At 64.1% G+C, this 14161-nt stretch carries 15 protein-coding genes; 8 read left to right on the top strand and 7 right to left on the bottom strand.

Going from position 1 to position 14161, the window contains the following annotated elements:
• Nucleotides 1-185 precede the first annotated feature (185 nt).
• Together AXZ77_RS16615 and AXZ77_RS16610 are read left to right on the top strand one after the other, a co-directional pair.
• Nucleotides 186-509 (top strand): hypothetical protein, encoded by a 324-nt coding sequence (locus AXZ77_RS16615; protein ID WP_255266532.1) that lies wholly within the window; start codon nucleotides 186-188, stop codon nucleotides 507-509.
• Between the two features lie 104 nt (nucleotides 510-613).
• Nucleotides 614-1093 (top strand): pyridoxamine 5'-phosphate oxidase family protein, encoded by a 480-nt coding sequence (locus AXZ77_RS16610; RefSeq protein WP_098412001.1) that lies wholly within the window; start codon nucleotides 614-616, stop codon nucleotides 1091-1093.
• Between the two features lie 89 nt (nucleotides 1094-1182).
• Here AXZ77_RS16610 and AXZ77_RS16605 read toward each other — a convergent pair whose 3' ends face one another.
• Nucleotides 1183-1320 carry an entericidin A/B family lipoprotein gene (locus AXZ77_RS16605; RefSeq protein ID WP_098412000.1) on the bottom strand — a complete coding sequence of 46 codons (138 nt, stop codon included), beginning with the start codon at nucleotides 1318-1320 and terminating at the stop codon, nucleotides 1183-1185.
• Between the two features lie 115 nt (nucleotides 1321-1435).
• Here AXZ77_RS16605 and AXZ77_RS16600 point away from each other — a divergent pair, with 115 nt between their 5' ends.
• The 4 genes from AXZ77_RS16600 (at nucleotide 1436) to AXZ77_RS16585 (ending at nucleotide 3001) form a co-directional block, all read left to right on the top strand.
• Entirely contained in the window at nucleotides 1436-1648 is a 213-nt protein-coding gene (locus AXZ77_RS16600) for a hypothetical protein (protein ID WP_098411999.1), read from the top strand.
• Between the two features lie 129 nt (nucleotides 1649-1777).
• On the top strand, nucleotides 1778-2095 hold the full coding sequence (locus AXZ77_RS16595) for a hypothetical protein (protein WP_098411998.1): 318 nt from the start codon (nucleotides 1778-1780) through the stop codon (nucleotides 2093-2095).
• A 112-nt stretch (nucleotides 2096-2207) separates the two neighbouring features.
• Entirely contained in the window at nucleotides 2208-2390 is a 183-nt protein-coding gene (locus AXZ77_RS16590) for a hypothetical protein (RefSeq protein WP_078522498.1), read from the top strand.
• A 119-nt stretch (nucleotides 2391-2509) separates the two neighbouring features.
• Nucleotides 2510-3001, top strand: a complete 492-nt coding sequence (locus AXZ77_RS16585) for a cytochrome b (RefSeq protein ID WP_098411997.1) — start codon at nucleotides 2510-2512, stop codon at nucleotides 2999-3001.
• Nucleotides 3002-3020: 19 nt separating this feature from the next.
• Here the strand turns inward: AXZ77_RS16585 and AXZ77_RS16580 are convergent, their stop codons facing one another.
• Nucleotides 3021-3809, bottom strand: a complete 789-nt coding sequence (locus AXZ77_RS16580) for an alpha/beta fold hydrolase (RefSeq protein WP_098411996.1) — start codon at nucleotides 3807-3809, stop codon at nucleotides 3021-3023.
• A gap of 141 nt (nucleotides 3810-3950) precedes the next feature.
• Between AXZ77_RS16580 and AXZ77_RS19645 the strand changes: the two genes are divergently transcribed.
• Nucleotides 3951-4322 (top strand): hypothetical protein, encoded by a 372-nt coding sequence (locus AXZ77_RS19645; protein ID WP_098411995.1) that lies wholly within the window; start codon nucleotides 3951-3953, stop codon nucleotides 4320-4322.
• Nucleotides 4323-4393: 71 nt separating this feature from the next.
• On the opposite strand, the gene glyA is transcribed toward AXZ77_RS19645, so the two are convergent.
• Nucleotides 4394-5686, bottom strand: a complete 1293-nt coding sequence (gene glyA, locus AXZ77_RS16570) for a serine hydroxymethyltransferase (RefSeq protein WP_098411994.1) — start codon at nucleotides 5684-5686, stop codon at nucleotides 4394-4396.
• Nucleotides 5687-5843: 157 nt separating this feature from the next.
• Between glyA and AXZ77_RS16565 the strand changes: the two genes are divergently transcribed.
• Nucleotides 5844-6608, top strand: coding sequence for an NAD kinase (locus tag AXZ77_RS16565; protein ID WP_255266531.1), 765 nt, complete (start codon nucleotides 5844-5846; stop codon nucleotides 6606-6608).
• Between the two features lie 3 nt (nucleotides 6609-6611).
• On the opposite strand, the gene AXZ77_RS16560 is transcribed toward AXZ77_RS16565, so the two are convergent.
• The 4 genes from AXZ77_RS16560 to AXZ77_RS16545 all read right to left on the bottom strand — a co-directional run bounded on the left by AXZ77_RS16560 (nucleotide 6612) and on the right by AXZ77_RS16545 (nucleotide 14138).
• The gene (locus AXZ77_RS16560) at nucleotides 6612-8072 is read right to left on the bottom strand and encodes a sigma-54 dependent transcriptional regulator (protein WP_098411992.1); all 1461 of its coding nucleotides are present in this window, start codon (nucleotides 8070-8072) and stop codon (nucleotides 6612-6614) included.
• A complete protein-coding gene (locus AXZ77_RS16555; RefSeq protein ID WP_098411991.1) occupies nucleotides 8062-9492 on the bottom strand; it encodes an ATP-binding protein in 1431 nt (476 codons plus the stop codon). The genes AXZ77_RS16560 and AXZ77_RS16555 overlap by 11 nt, the downstream gene beginning before the upstream one ends.
• 270 nt (nucleotides 9493-9762) lie before the next feature.
• Nucleotides 9763-11655 carry a propionyl-CoA synthetase gene (locus AXZ77_RS16550; RefSeq protein WP_098411990.1) on the bottom strand — a complete coding sequence of 631 codons (1893 nt, stop codon included), beginning with the start codon at nucleotides 11653-11655 and terminating at the stop codon, nucleotides 9763-9765.
• 206 nt (nucleotides 11656-11861) lie between these two features.
• Nucleotides 11862-14138, bottom strand: coding sequence for an NADP-dependent malic enzyme (locus AXZ77_RS16545; RefSeq protein ID WP_098411989.1), 2277 nt, complete (start codon nucleotides 14136-14138; stop codon nucleotides 11862-11864).
• Nucleotides 14139-14161 lie beyond the last annotated feature (23 nt).

Below are 14161 nucleotides of genomic sequence, written 5' to 3'. Positions count from 1 at the left end.
TGGTTGTGAGCGCATAACAAATTTCAACTGCTTTGATGCCGTTTCATCGCCCGATTTGGGCGAGAGATATCGTGTATCACAAGACACTAAGCCATTAAGAAAGCAGTGAAATGAATAGATGCACTCTTATTGTTACCCTTGCCGCGCTTACCCTTGCAGGCTGTGCGACAACCGACGTGCAGCCAATGTCGCGCGATACGTTCAAGATCGACACACATGCCGCTCCCGCTTGTGGCCCGACGGGTGCAAGAAACGTCGCATTCCGGGCCGCAGCGATTGAGGTGATCCGGCGCGGCGGCGACAAGTTCATCATTATGGGTGACCGCTCTGACATGGGGATGCAGGGTGATATCTTCAGCGGTTTCAACACGAATTTCGCGCAGGGCATGGTTGTGCGCATGATCCCGGAGGGATCGCCCGAGGCACGCAACGCTCTTTCGGCGCGCGAGCAGCTTGGGGCCGATTGGCAAGAGCTTGTATCAAAAGGTGTTCCGAACACCTGCACCTAACTGATCTTCGGAAAAGCGCGGCGGTTGCCGCGCTTTTCTCTAAGTCGGAACATGGTGCACCACCCTCACGTTCTCCTCCCAGACCTATTTCAGGAGGAAACGACATGACCGACCAAGCCAAGATCGAGAAAGATTTCTGGGACGCGCTCGACTCGGATCGCACCGTGATGCTGGCGCGGGCTGGCGTCGAGACGGCGGCCCCGCGTCCGATGACGGCGATCGTCGAGGAGAAGCCCGGCCCTGTGTGGTTCTTCACTGCGCGCGACACGGACTTGATGGACGGGCTGGCCCCCGGTGCGGGGGCGATGTTCACCTTCGCGGATAAGGGCCACAAGGTCTTCGCGACCGTCACGGGGCGTCTGACCGAGAGCACCGACCCGCAGGTCGTGGAGCGGCTGTGGAACCCCTTCATCGGCGCCTGGTACGAGGGAAAGGACGACCCGAAGCTGGTGCTGCTGCGCTTCGATGCGGATCAGGCCGAGATCTGGGACAGCGGCAACGCGCTGGTCGCGGGCGCGAAGATCCTGCTCTCGTCGGACCCGGGCGAGTCGATGAAAGACCGCGTCGCCCATGTGAATTATTGAGCCGGGCGCATCCCGGACATCTGAGACAAGAAAAGGCCCCGGAAATCTCCGGGGCCTTTGATTTTTCACTGAGCTATCAAGCGTGGAATTTAGCGCGCCTGACGCGCCTCGCTTGCGATGGTGCTGCCTGCGACGGACAGATCTTGACCCGCGCCTTGCACCGTGTTGCAGGCCGCGAGGCCCAGAAGGATCACGGTCATTGCTGCCATTTGAACCGATTTCGTCATCTCTTACGCTCTCCTATTAAGCCATTGTCGGCCAACGTACGAAAAAATTTACGGTTCCGTGGAACTGGAGGCAAGAAGCGGCGTTTTGCCATCGAGCACATAAGGGAGAGCCCGAATGAAAAAGCCCCTGCGCCTTTTCCTCGCCGCCCTCTCGGCCCTCGTCGTGACCGGGGTCGTGGTGATCGCAGCTCTGACTTTCGGCTTTGTCGGATGGCAGGAATTCGCGTTCGCCGTGATCGTCGGCCTTGTCTTAGGAATTCCCGCAGGTCTCTGGACCGAGCGGCGTATCAAAAGGAATGACCCGTTCTGGCCGCCCCGCCAGGCATGATCCCTGTCAGAACGGTCTTGCGGCCCCTGCTTTGTCCCTCGCGGGGGCCGCACACTCCGCCCGAGCTGGTTAACTTCTTGTTAATTAAGCTCTGAAAGGCTCCGGGTTGTCCCTCCCCGGAGCCTTTCAATGTCTAAAGCCCCGTTTTTTCTGAGCCTCTGCCTTCTCGCGGGCTGCGCCTCCCCGGCGCCGCAGTTCCTCGGAGCATCCCGGCATGACATCACGCTCGACGGCATCGATTTCGTCGTCTTCCTCAAGGGCGACCGGGCGGAGGTGGTGCGCATGGGCTATCTGCGCCGGGCAGAGCGGGGGCGCGTGCCACCCCTGATGATCCGCGCGGCAGAGCAGGTGTCGGGTTGCAAGGTCGCGGGACCGGCGGGCGGGCTCTACCGATCGCCCTCGCTGCCCGGAGATACGGGCGAGGCGCGCTTCCAGCTCGATTGCTGATGCGACGCCCTGCCGCAGCGGCGACCGCGCGGACTTGATGCGGATCAAGGTCACATCCGCGTGATCGGAGTCACTCTGACGACCGAAATGCGCCGCTCAATGGAGATCAGACATGCGCCTCTTCGGTATCATCTACGCCCTCGTCGGACCGACCCTCGCGGGTATTCTCATCACTGCCGCGCTGACGATGAACATGTTCACGACCAACGCGATGATCGTCTCTGCGGTGATCGGGTTCCTCGTCGCCGTGCCGGTTGCGTGGTATATCGCCAAGATGATCCGCGAAAACGCCTGACGGCGCGGCGCGGCACAGGCGTCGGGACAATCCCAACTTCGTGAAGGGCGGAACCTCTGCGCCTTCGCCGCGCTAGTCCGGCGAGGCGCGGCGGCGTTTCGTCAATTCAAAGAGGTAATATGTCCTACGCTTCCGGCTATTCGAAAACCCAGATTTGGCTCCACTGGGCCGTCGTTCTGCTGCTCATCGTCCAATATCTGTTCAATGACGCGATGGGCCACACTTTCCACGATCTGATGGAGAGTGGATCGGCTGACGCCGGTATCCTGACCTATGGCCATATCGTCTTGGGGATCGCGGTGCTCGTGCTCGCGATCTGGCGTCTGATACTGCGCGCGACCCATGGCGCACCCGAGCCGCCGGAGAACGATCCCGCCATTTTCCGCCGTGGCGCGGCCGCAGTCCACGGGCTGCTCTACGTGACGCTGTTCGCGATCCCGGTTGCGGGGCTCGTGGCCTATTACGGGCAGCTTGGATGGGCGGCAGAGACGCACTCGATCCTGACGACCCTGTTGCTGTGGCTGGCCGGGCTGCATGTGGCGGCCGCGCTCTATCACCAATACGTCAAGCGCGATCACCTGATCCGTCGGATGATGAAGCCGGGGGCGTGATCGAAGCGGCGGGGTTTCCTCAGCTCGTCGAGTCGAGGAAACGCGCCACGTCGGCTTCGAACTCGCGGGGCTTCTCGGCGTGCAGCCAGTGCCCCGCATTGTCGATTTCCTCGAAACGCGCCTGCGGGAAGAAGCCGCGGATACGGTCGTGCATTTCGGGCCGCACGTAATGCGAGTCCGCGCCCGACAGGAACAGCGTCGGGCCGTCGTACTGCTTGCCGTCCAGCGCCTCGGGCCAGCCGAGGATGTCGTCCATATTCGCCTTCAGCGCGGCAAGGTTGAACTTCCAGCGGGGCGGGCCGTCGCGCAGCACCAGAGATTGCAGCAGGAAGGCGCGGGTGCCCGGATCGAAGACCTGCTCTCCCAGCCGCTCATCCGCGGCGGAGCGCGAGGTGAGATCGGCGATATCCATCCCCTGCATCGCCTCGATCAGCGCGCTGTGGTTGTCGCCGTGGTCGTAGTTCTCGGGCGCGATATCCGCGACGATGAGATGCGCGACGAGTTGCGGTCGCGTCAGGGCGAGCGTCATCGCCGCCTTGCCGCCCATCGAATGGCCCAGCACATCCGCGACCCCGCCATTCGCCTCGATCACCTCGGCGATGTCGTCGGCCATCGCCTGATAGCTGTGATCGTCGTCCCAGAAGCTGTCGCCGTGATTGCGCATATCGAGCGCGATGACGGGGCGGTCCGCGCTCAGCCGTTTGGCGATCGCGTTCCAGTTCCGGGCCGATCCGAAAAGACCGGGGGCGATGATCAGCGGTCGCGCGCCGGGATTGCTGTCGGAGGAGTAGGGGGTCGTGTTCAACATGGGGCTAAGCTAGATCGCCGCTCGGGGGCTTCCAGAGCGGATGCGAAAAAATCTGCGGCCATGCGCGCAGTTGCGCTGATCTCGCGCGGCGGATAGCGTCCGGTGCGGAATTGCTGAACGCGGCGTAAGGGAGAGGGCCGGATGGGGCCGGAGAAGATCAATCAGATGGTGGGGCAGGTCTCGCGGCTTCTGGCGCAGCGGCTGGGGGCGAAGGGGCCGACGCTCGAGGCGCGGGTCGCCTCGCGGGCCCGGGCGCTGCCGCGCAAGGTGCGCAAGGCGGCGCTGGTGCTGGTCGATGCCGAGCGCAAAGCGCACGCGCCCAAGATCGCCCGGCAGTTGGATGCCCGCAGGGTGGAGGGCGCCTTCGCGACCTGTCGCGACTATCTCGAACCGCTGGGCGCGGCGGAGCGGCTGCGCGCCGCGGCGCTTGGCCTCGCCAGTTCGATCGCCGTGATCGTGGTGATCGTGGGCGGCACCTTGCTGGCCGCGATGGTCTGGACCGGGGCGATCTGATCGGGCCACACCCCCAGACATGAAAAAGGCCCCCGGATCGCGGGGGCCTTCAACTCAATCTCGAAACCGGATCACAGTTCGGGGTAGATCGGGAAGCCGCTGAGCAGGGTCGCGACCTTGGCTTTCACGGCCTCTTCGACCTCGCCATTGCCCTCTTCGCCATTCGCGGCAAGCCCGTCGACCACTTCGACGATCAGGCGCGCGATCTCGCGGAACTCTTCCTCGCCGAAGCCGCGGGTGGTGCCCGCCGGGGTGCCCAGACGGATGCCCGAGGTGACCATCGGCTTTTCCGGGTCGAACGGGATGCCGTTCTTGTTGCAGGTGATATGCGCGCGGCCCAGAGCCTTCTCGGTCGCGTTGCCCTTCACGCCTTTCGGGCGCAGGTCGACCAGCATCACGTGGGTGTCGGTGCCGCCGGTGACGATGTCGAGGCCACCTTTCATCAGCTCGTCGGCCAGCGCCTGAGCGTTCTTCACGACCTGCTCGGCATAGCCTTTGAACTCGGGGCGCAGCGCCTCGCCGAAGGCCACGGCCTTGCCGGCGATGACATGCATCAGCGGACCGCCCTGAATGCCCGGGAAGATCGCCGAGTTCACCTTCTTCGCAATCTCCTCGTTGTTGGTGAGGATCATGCCGCCACGCGGACCGCGCAGCGTCTTGTGCGTCGTGGTGGTCGCGACATCGGCATAGGGGAAGGGCGAGGGGTGCTGACCGCCGGCCACGAGACCCGCGAAGTGGGCCATGTCGACCATCAGATACGCGCCGATCTCATCCGCGATCTCGCGGAACTTGGCGAAGTCGATCTGACGCGGGATAGCCGAGCCGCCCGCGATGATCAGCTTCGGCTTGTGTGCGAGCGCCAGTTCGCGGACCTGATCGTAGTCCAGCAGGCTGTCTTGCTTGCGCACGCCGTATTGCACCGCGTTGAACCACTTGCCCGACTGGTTCGGTTTGGCGCCGTGGGTCAGGTGGCCGCCCGCATCGAGGCTCATGCCGAGGATGGTGTCGCCCGGCTTCACGAGCGCGGTGAACACGCCCTGGTTCGCCTGCGAGCCCGAGTTCGGCTGGACGTTGGCGAATTCGCAGCCAAAGAGTTCCTTGGCGCGGTCGATCGCGAGGTTCTCCGCGACGTCGACATATTGGCAGCCGCCATAGTAGCGCTTGCCCGGGTACCCTTCGGCGTATTTGTTCGTCAGCACCGAACCCTGCGCCTCCATCACCGCCTTCGAGACGATGTTTTCCGAGGCGATCAGTTCGATCTCGTCGCGCTGGCGACCGAGTTCATCGGTGATCGACTTGAAGAGTTCGGGGTCACGGCTGGAGAGGCTTTCGGTGAAGAAGCCCGCATCGCGTTGGTCTTTCATGGCCATTCCTCGCAAAGATCCGGTCGCCGACCGTTTAGCGCAGATTTCACAGGGCTGAAAGCAGACAAACGACCAAATCGGTCATTTCCGCGCCGGATTGACGCTTGTCTTTCGTCCAAGCCCTTGCAACACCTTGGACATGCAGGAGGAACGCGCCGTGGCGAACCAGTATACCCATATCCATTTCGCGGCCTCCCACGCCGAGACGGCGCAGGCGGCGCAGGCCGATCTGGTCGCGCGCTACGGGCAGGTGCCGCGCTATGCGGCCGATGTGATCGTGGCGCTTGGCGGTGACGGGTTCATGCTGCAATGCCTGCACGAGGGCACGGGGCTGCCGGTTTACGGGATGAACCGCGGCTCGGTCGGTTTCCTGATGAACGATTATGTCGCGGACGATCTGCCCGCGCGGCTCGAGGCAGCGGAGCAGGCGGTGATCAATCCTTTGTCGATGAAGGCCGAGACCCAGGACGGGCTGCTGCACGAGGCGCTCGCCATCAACGAGGTCTCGCTGCTGCGCGCAGGTCCGCAGGCGGCGAAGCTGAAGATCTCGATCAACGGCAAGGTGCGGATGCAGGAGCTGGTCTGCGACGGCGCGATCGTCTCCACCCCCGCCGGATCGACCGCCTATAACTTCTCCGCACATGGGCCGATCCTGCCGATCGGCTCGGACGTGCTTGCGCTGACCGGGATCGCGAGCTTCCGGCCGCGGCGGTGGCAGGGTGCGATCCTGCCATCCTCCGCGCTGGTGCGCTTCGATATTCTCGAACCCGACAAGCGCCCGGTCATGGCCGATGCGGACAGCCGCTCGGTCAAGCCGGTCAAATGGGTCGAGGTGCGCTCCGAGCCGGAGATCGAGCACCGCATCCTCTTCGACCCCGGTCACGGGCTCGAAGAGCGGTTGATGCGCGAACAGTTCGCCTGAAGTTCAGCCCTTCGACAGCCACGCCTCGCGCTTGCGATAGATCGTAGAGGGCGCGACCCCCAGTTCCAGCGCAGCGCGCGGGATCGATCCGTCATGCCGGGTGATCGCGGCCTCTATCGCCGCACGTTCGATCTCGGCGAGGGTGCGGTTCGCGAAGGGATCGGAAGTCTGCACAGCGGTGGATGCGGCGCGGCTCATCGCCGGATCGAATTCCGGCAGCATATGAGCGCGCAGCACCGGTCCGTCATGCATCACGATCGCGGCGCGGATCACGTTCATCAGCTGGCGGACATTGCCGGGCCACGGGCGGTCCTCCAAGCGGGTGATTGCCTCCGGCTCGATCTCGCTGAAGTCGCGCTCCTCCTGGGACGCGAACCGCTCCAGCGCCATCCGCGCCAGAGGGCCGATATCCTCGCGATGCAACCGGAGCGGCGGCATCTCGATCGCGAGCACCATCAGCCGGTAATAGAGGTCTTCGCGGATCACGCCGCTTTGCAGCATGGTGGTGGGCGAACTGGTGGAGGCGCAGACGATGCGCACATTGACGTCGATCGGTTGGTTCGCGCCGAGCGGTTTGATCTGGCCGCTTTGCAGGAACCGCAGCAGCTTGATCTGCGCGGTGGGGGCAAGTTCGCAGATATTGTCGAGCAGAAGCGTCCCGCCATTGGCCTCAGAGAACGCGCCGGGCTTGTCCTCCAAGGCGCCGGGGAAGGCCCCGCGGCTATGACCGAACAGCTCGCTATCGGTGCGCTCGGCAGTCAGTGCGCCGCAATCGAGCGCGATGAACGGCCCATCGGCACGCGGGCTCACGGCGTGTACCGCTTGGGCGCAAAGCTCCTTCCCGGTGCCGCTTTCGCCCCAGATATAGACCGGGGCGGTCGAACGCGCCGCAGCGCGGATCCGGGCGTAGAGTGCCCGCATCTGTGGCGCGTTGCCGATGAAATCCCCGACCGTGTCTTCGCCGGAGCTCGCGTCGTCGAGATCCGCCCGCAGAGACAGGCTGCGCGCGCTCTTGATGGCGCTGCTGAGACGCGGTTCGTCGATCGGTTTCACGAGGAAGTCGATTGCGCCCTCCTGCATCGCCCGCACCGCGCGGTCGATCGAGCGGTCGGCTGTGACCGCAATGATCGCCGTGTAGGGGCGCAGAGCCAGCATTTCGGCGATCAGCGTGTCGCCGTCGCGATCGGGCAGCATCAGGTCCAGCAGAACCATGCGGATCGGGTTCTCGCGGAAGATGCGCATCCCTTCCTCGGCGCTTGCCGCGAGATGGGTGACAAAGCCGGCGTTGCGCAGATAGGCGTCATAGATCGCCCGGAGCGATCCCACATCTTCGATCAATAGAAAATGTTCGGCCTCGGAGTCGACGCTGTTCCGCCCGCTTCGGCTGAGGCCGTATTGCGGGCTATCCGTCTCGGAGCTGGTATCCCTGTCCGGGGAGGTCGTATCGAAGTCACTAGTTCTCATGCTGTAAATCAGTCTTCGCGTTCAAATTATTTCGGGTGGTGGCTATCAGCCGGTCGATGAAAATGAGGGCGACCCGGCCAAGATCTTGAATATCTTCATAAGTCCCATGTCGGGTTGCACTGTCAAGCGCGCGTGCATGCCGCGAGAGGGGGTGGTCTCCCGCCACTCCGGCCACCGCACTGAGCTTGTGGCTCAGCAATTGCAGGGCGCAGAGGTCGAAAGGGGGCAGTGCGAGCGACAGCCCGTGACGTACCGTCTCGAGATCGGCGATCAGTTCCTGTCCGAGCCCCGCTGGCAATGCCTTATCAGCCAGACGCAGATGGGCGAGCAAACCGCGCGGCGGCGTAGTTACGCGTGGTACGGTCGTCATGCAACCAGCCTCTTCCAAGGCGCGCAGGATCGGCTGCAGGCCCAGCACCGGCTTGATCAGGCAGGCATCGGCGGCGCCTTTCTCCACGTCGCGATGGCCGCTGCACTGGATGATCGGCAGTTCCGCCCAAGGCAGACCGGAGCGGCGAATGGTGGCGATCACCTCGGGGCCGCGGCTGCCGGGCATTTCGACATCCAGCACCGCGAGATCGAACCGTTCGGCCAGCAGTTGCGCGGCTGCGGTGTCGCCGCGGCGCAGCCCGGTCACCTGCGCGCCCATCGCGCTCAGGAACTTCTCGAGCACGGCGCGGCTCATCTCGCTGTCATCGGCGACGAGCACGTTCCACCCGCTCAGATCGGGCAGGGGGGCATCGCGCATCGTGGAGCTGATATCGATGGGACGGGCGGGAAGCGACACGCGGATTTCGGCCCCGCCTTGCGGCGCGTTGGCGAGGTCTATCTTGCCGCCTGCCTCTGCCACCAGCGCGTGACAGATCGCAAGGCCCAGACCTTGCCCCTCGGGATTGCGGAAGGTGGCGGGTTCGCTGCGTTGCCCGGCACAGGCGGGCGCGCGCAGGCGCTCCTCGGGGAAGCCGTCGCCCTCGTCGCGCACGGTCAGTAGCAGCCCCTGGGCCGGATCGAAGCCGAGCGACAGATGGATCGTGCCGCGCCCGGCATAGCACAGCGCGTTGCGCATCAGGTTGGCGAAGATGCGGTTGAGCGGCACGCGATCGATTGCCAGCACCGGCGGCAGATCGGGGGCCATTTGGATCGCGAGCGACATGCCCCGGGCGGCAGCCGCGCCCGTCCAGCGGCGGCGCACCCGTTCGAGCGCGTCGGCAATGACCAAGAGCGGCGTAGCGGGCGTCGCCTCAGTCTCGCTGGCCGGATCGCTTGCGGCATCCTCGCTCGGAACGGCAGGTGCGCGTGTATCCGCCCCGTCCAGATCCAGCAGCTGCGCCAGATCGCTCGCCGCTTCGCGCGCACGTTCGAGTTGCCCATGCGTGCCTTTGCCGCCCGGATCGGCCAGCGCCGCGTCCAGACCACACATTACATCGGCCAAAGCGGCGCGTAGATCGTGCTGCCATAAAGGACCCAGATCGCATCGCAACGTCGCGAGAGGCGTTTGGTCAGTGGGATCGGGCAGCTTCCGGTTCGTCAAAATAACCCCTCGATGGATGATTCCGGGGTGCGGTTCTCAAATTAACCTTCCATAGCATAAACAATAACATAAAGCCGCACCCATTGTGGATGCGGCTTCTTAACTCGGGCGTAAACTTTTGACGTGGTGCTTATCAGCGCCACTCATTGTAAGCGCCGCTCATTTTTTCGGATAGCCAAGACCTTTCAGCGCCTCGGTGATCTCGTCGAGGATCGCGGGATCGTCGATTGTCGCGGGCATTTTCCACTCCTGCCCGTCTGCGATCTTCACCATCGTGGCCCGCAGGATCTTGCCCGAGCGGGTCTTCGGCAGGCGGTCCACCACGGTGGCGAGCTTGAAGGCCGCGACCGGGCCGATCTGTTCGCGCACGCGGCTCACGCATTCCTTGATCACCTCGCCATGCGGGCGGTTGCAGCCCGAATTGAGGCACAGGAAGCCCATCGGGGTCTGACCCTTCAGGTCGTCGGCCACACCGATCACCGCGCATTCGGCGACGTCGCTATGCCCGGCAAGGACCTCTTCCATCGCCCCGGTCGAGAGACGGTGCCCGGCCACGTTGATGACGTCATCGGTGCGCGCCATGATGTAGAGATAGCCGTCCTCGTCGACATAGCCCGCATCGCCCGTCTCGTAATAGCCGGGGAATTGCTCGAGGTAGCTTTTCTTGAAGCGCGCCTCGGCATTCCACAGTGTCGGCAGCGTGCCCGGAGGCAGCGGCAGCTTGATCGCGATGGCGCCAAGCTGGCCCGTCTCGACCGGGTGGCCGCCCTCGTCGAGCACCTGAATGTCGTAGCCCGGCATCGGCACCGAGGGGCTGCCTACCTTGGTCGGCAGCTCTTCGATCCCGATCGGGTTCGCGGCGATGGCCCAGCCGGTCTCGGTCTGCCACCAGTGATCGACCACCGGCACGCCGAGATGTTTCTGCGCCCATTCGACAGTGGCGGGGTCGGCCCGCTCGCCTGCGAGGAACAGCGCCTGCAGATCGTGCAGCGCGTAGCGTTTGATCCATTCGCCATTCGGGTCCTCGCGCTTGATCGCGCGCAGCGCCGTGGGGGCGGTGAAGAAGCTCTTGATGCGATTGTTCTGAATGATCCGCCAGAACACGCCCGGATGCGGGGTGCCGATCGGCTTGCCCTCGAATACCACCGTGGTCGCGCCCGCGATCAGCGGGCCGTAGCAGATGTAGGAGTGGCCCACGACCCAGCCGACATCCGAGGCCGCCCAGAACCGGTCGCCCGCCTCGATATTGTAGATGTTCTTCATCGACCATTGCAGCGCGACGAGATGGCCGCCGGTATGGCGCACGACGCCCTTGGGCTGGCCGGTCGTGCCGGAGGTGTAGAGGATGTAGACCGGGTGGTTGCCCTCGACCGGAACGCAGTCCGCGGGCTTCACGCCATATTGGAAGCCGTGCCACGAGAAGTCGCGCCCCTCGATCAGCTTCGCCACTTCCTGTTCGCGCTGGAAGATGACGCAGAATTCCGGCTTGTGCTCGGCCTGTTCGATCGCCTCGTCCAGAAGCGGTTTGTAATGCACGGTGCGCCCGGGCTCGAGGCCACAGCTTGCCGCGATGATCGCCTTGGGGGTGCAGTCGTCGATCCGCACCGCGAGTTCATGCGCCGCGAAGCCGCCGAACACGACCGAATGGACCGCGCCGATCCGGGCGCAGGCGAGCATCGCCTCCAGCGCCTCGGGGATCATCGGCATGTAGATGATGACGCGGTCGCCCTTTTCGACGCCGCGCATCTTCAGCGCGCCGGCGAGCGATGCCACACGGGTCTGCAGTTCCTTGTAGGTGATGCCCTTGGTCGAGTGGGTGATCGGGCTTTCATGCATGATCGCGATCTGATCGCCGCGCCCCTGCTCGACATGGCGGTCGACCGCGTTCCAGCAGGTGTTGACCATCCCGTCCGAGAACCATTCGTAGAGCGGCGCGTTTCCGTCAAACAGGGCCTTCGAGGGCTTCTCGTCCCAGTCGATCTTCTCGGCGGCGTCCATCCAGAATTTCTCGGGATCGGCCTGCCAGGCGGAATAGACCTCTTTGTAGCCCATGCGAACATCTCCTCCTCAGGAATTTGGAGATGTGTTACGGAGCACAACGCGTTGACGCAAGAATGTTACCGCGCACAATCGGGTGCGACGCTAAAAAATTTGCAGAAAGCGCGATAAAACGCCCGCAAACTTTTGCAAACTGCGGGCGAGTTTTCAGCTTCTTTGCAGCCCGGGAGGGGTTTGCAAATTTCGCAGGTGGGCGCGACTCAGCTGTAATGGGCGACCGGCGTGCCTGCGATGGCCGACATGTTCAGCAACCCGCGCGAAGTGATCGAGGGCGTCACGATATGCGCCTTGTTGCCCATCCCCATCAGGATCGGCCCGACTTCGAGCCCGCCTGCTTTCATCTTGAGGATGTTACGTACGCCCGAGGCCGCGTCGGTATTGGCGAAGACCAGCACATTTGCCGCCCCCTCGAAGCGCGAATTCGGCATCAGCCGGGCGCGGGTCTCGGGATCGAGGGCGGCATCGACATGCATCTCGCCCTCAAAGTCGAAATTCACTTCGCGCCGGATCAGCAGGTTCATCGCGGCGCGCATCCGCTCGCCCGAGTCGCTGTCGAGATTGCCGAACTGGCTGTGCGAGCACAGCGCGATCTTCGGCGTCAGACCGAAGCGCGAGACATGGCGCGCGGCGCCGCAGACCGTCTCCATGATCTGCTCGGGCGTGGGCGCGTGATGGACATGGGTGTCGGCCACGAAAAGCGGGCCGTCCTCGAGGATCATCAGGCTCAGCGCGCCTTGGGCATGCAGCCCGTCGCGGGCGAGGATTTCGCGCACGTATTTCAGGTGCCAGAGATATTGCCCGAACGTGCCGCAGATCATCGAATCCGCTTCCTCGCGATGGACCATGACCCCTGCGATGGCGGTGGAGTTGGTGCGCATGATCGCACGCGCCAGATCGGGGGTGACACCGCGCCGGGCCATCAGCTCGTGATAGGTGCCCCAATAGTCGCGATAGCGCGGGTCGTTTTCCGGGTTCACGATCTCGACCGCGCCCAGATCGAGCGGCAGCCCAGCCCGTTCGCAGCGCATCTCGATCACGTCGGGACGACCGATCAGGATCGGCGTGTCGGTGGTCTCCTCGATCATCGCGTTGGCGGCGCGCAGCACGCGCTCATCCTCGCCCTCGGCGAAGACGATGCGACGTCTCGCGGTCGCGGCGGCATCGAAGACCGGGCGCATCAGCAGAGCGGATTTGAACACCGAGCCGTCGAGCTGAACCTTGTAGGCATCCAGATTTTCCAGCGGGCGGGTCGCCACGCCGGTCTCCATCGCGGCTTTCGCCACGGCAGAGGCGACGATGCCGATCAGCCGCGGATCGAAGGGTTTCGGGATCAGGTAATCCGCCCCGAAGGTCAGCTTCTCGCCGCGATAGGCGGCAGCGGCCTCGGCGGAGGTCGTTTGCCGCGCGAGCTTGGCGATCCCTTCGACGCAGGCGATCTGCATCTCGTCGTTGATCGTCGTCGCGCCCACGTCCAGTGCGCCCCGGAAGATGAAGGGGAAGCACAGCACGTTGTTGACCTGGTTCGGGAAATCGCTGCGCCCGGTCGCGATGATCGCATCGGGCGCGACCTCGCGGGCCACGTCGGGCAGGATTTCCGGGTTCGGGTTCGCCAGCGCGAAGATGATCGGCTGCTTGGCCATCTTCTGCACCATCTCGGGCTTCAGCACGCCGGGGCCGGAAAGGCCGAGGAACATATCCGCGCCTTCGATCACCTCGTCGAGCGTGCGCAGATCGCTGTCCTGCGCGTAGTCCGCCTTTTGCGGCGTCATGTCAGCTTCGCGGCCCTCGTAGACCAGACCCTCGATGTCGCAGAGCCAGACATTCTCGCGCTTCACGCCCAGCTTCAGCAGCATGTTGAGGCAGGCGATGCCCGCCGCGCCACCGCCGGTCGAGACGATCTTGATGTCCTCGAAGTTCTTCTTCGCGATGCGCAGCGCGTTGGTCGCGGCGGCCCCCACCACGATCGCGGTGCCGTGCTGGTCGTCGTGAAAGACCGGGATGTTCATCTTCTCGCGGCAGATCTTCTCCACGATGAAGCAGTCGGGGGCCTTGATGTCTTCGAGGTTGATCGCGCCGAAGGAGGGCTCGAGCGCGCAGACGATCTCAGCGAGCTTCTCGGGGTCGTTCTCGGCGACTTCAATGTCGAAACAGTCGATATCGGCGAATTTCTTGAACAGAACCGCCTTGCCTTCCATCACCGGCTTCGCGGCGAGCGGGCCGATATTGCCCAGGCCCAGCACGGCCGAGCCATTGGTGACGACGGCGACCAGATTGCCCCGCGCGGTGTAGTCGCGTGCGGTGTCGGGGTCTTCTTTGATGGCAAGGCTCGCCTCGGCCACGCCGGGCGAATAGGCGCGGGCCAGATCGCGCCCGTTGGCGAGCGGCTTCGTCGCGCGAATTTCCAGTTTTCCGGGTTTCGGCTTGGCGTGATAGTCCAGTGCCGACTGACGCAGGTTGTCCTGACGCAGCTCTTCCATGAGATCCTCCCGAAACTGGTTTA

This window comes from Thioclava sp. ES.031, assembly GCF_002563775.1.
Classification (GTDB): domain Bacteria; phylum Pseudomonadota; class Alphaproteobacteria; order Rhodobacterales; family Rhodobacteraceae; genus Thioclava.
Note: the sequence above shows the minus strand (reverse complement) of the source record. Positions and strands in the feature narration are given on the sequence as shown.

Bases quoted from the DNA above. Each gene is read 5' to 3' on its own strand.
- AXZ77_RS16615 (WP_255266532.1), top strand. From the start codon at position 186: ATGTCGCGCGATACGTTCAAGATCGACACACATGCCGCTCCCGCTTGT.
- AXZ77_RS16610 (WP_098412001.1), top strand. From the start codon at position 614: ATGACCGACCAAGCCAAGATCGAGAAAGATTTCTGGGACGCGCTCGAC.
- AXZ77_RS16605 (WP_098412000.1), bottom strand. From the start codon at position 1,320: ATGACGAAATCGGTTCAAATGGCAGCAATGACCGTGATCCTTCTGGGC.
- AXZ77_RS16600 (WP_098411999.1), top strand. From the start codon at position 1,436: ATGAAAAAGCCCCTGCGCCTTTTCCTCGCCGCCCTCTCGGCCCTCGTC.
- AXZ77_RS16595 (WP_098411998.1), top strand. From the start codon at position 1,778: ATGTCTAAAGCCCCGTTTTTTCTGAGCCTCTGCCTTCTCGCGGGCTGC.
- AXZ77_RS16590 (WP_078522498.1), top strand. From the start codon at position 2,208: ATGCGCCTCTTCGGTATCATCTACGCCCTCGTCGGACCGACCCTCGCG.
- AXZ77_RS16585 (WP_098411997.1), top strand. From the start codon at position 2,510: ATGTCCTACGCTTCCGGCTATTCGAAAACCCAGATTTGGCTCCACTGG.
- AXZ77_RS16580 (WP_098411996.1), bottom strand. From the start codon at position 3,809: ATGTTGAACACGACCCCCTACTCCTCCGACAGCAATCCCGGCGCGCGA.
- AXZ77_RS19645 (WP_098411995.1), top strand. From the start codon at position 3,951: ATGGGGCCGGAGAAGATCAATCAGATGGTGGGGCAGGTCTCGCGGCTT.
- glyA (WP_098411994.1), bottom strand. From the start codon at position 5,686: ATGAAAGACCAACGCGATGCGGGCTTCTTCACCGAAAGCCTCTCCAGC.
- AXZ77_RS16560 (WP_098411992.1), bottom strand. From the start codon at position 8,072: ATGAGAACTAGTGACTTCGATACGACCTCCCCGGACAGGGATACCAGC.
- AXZ77_RS16555 (WP_098411991.1), bottom strand. From the start codon at position 9,492: ATGTGTGGTCTGGACGCGGCGCTGGCCGATCCGGGCGGCAAAGGCACG.
- AXZ77_RS16550 (WP_098411990.1), bottom strand. From the start codon at position 11,655: ATGGGCTACAAAGAGGTCTATTCCGCCTGGCAGGCCGATCCCGAGAAA.
- AXZ77_RS16545 (WP_098411989.1), bottom strand. From the start codon at position 14,138: ATGGAAGAGCTGCGTCAGGACAACCTGCGTCAGTCGGCACTGGACTAT.